Origin of the sequence: Anaerostipes butyraticus, assembly GCF_016586355.1 — a bacterium.
GTDB lineage: Bacteria > Bacillota > Clostridia > Lachnospirales > Lachnospiraceae > Anaerostipes > Anaerostipes butyraticus.
Genome location: NZ_BLYI01000018.1, coordinates 1 through 330, shown reverse-complemented (window position 1 = coordinate 330; position 330 = coordinate 1). Strand labels below are relative to the sequence as shown.

Annotated in this window: 1 protein-coding gene; it reads left to right on the top strand. The window is 46.7% G+C overall.

Annotated elements, in window-relative coordinates; all coding sequences use genetic code 11:
* Positions 1-330, top strand: a 330-nt coding sequence (locus tag JMF81_RS16345) for a DDE-type integrase/transposase/recombinase (RefSeq protein WP_243282529.1), incomplete at both ends; no start/stop codon positions are given.

Sequence of the window (330 nt, the reverse complement as noted above, 5' to 3'; positions counted from 1 at the left end):
ATCTGAGCGCCATCCTCGACTTATACGACAGGAGGATCGTATCCTACGTCATAGGCGACTCTAATAATAATGATCTGGTATTCCGTACTTTTGATGCAGCGATCCAGGCAGATCCTGATGCCCATCCGCTTTTCCATAGTGACAGGGGCTTCCAATATACGAATAGGGCATTTCATGCAAGGCTGGAAGCAGCAGGGATGATACAGAGCATGTCACGAGTCGCAAAATGTATTGATAATGGTCCGATGGAAGGATTCTGGGGGATCATAAAAAGGGAACGTTATTATGGCAGGCGTTTTACAAGCAGAGAGATGCTCGTGTCCATGATAG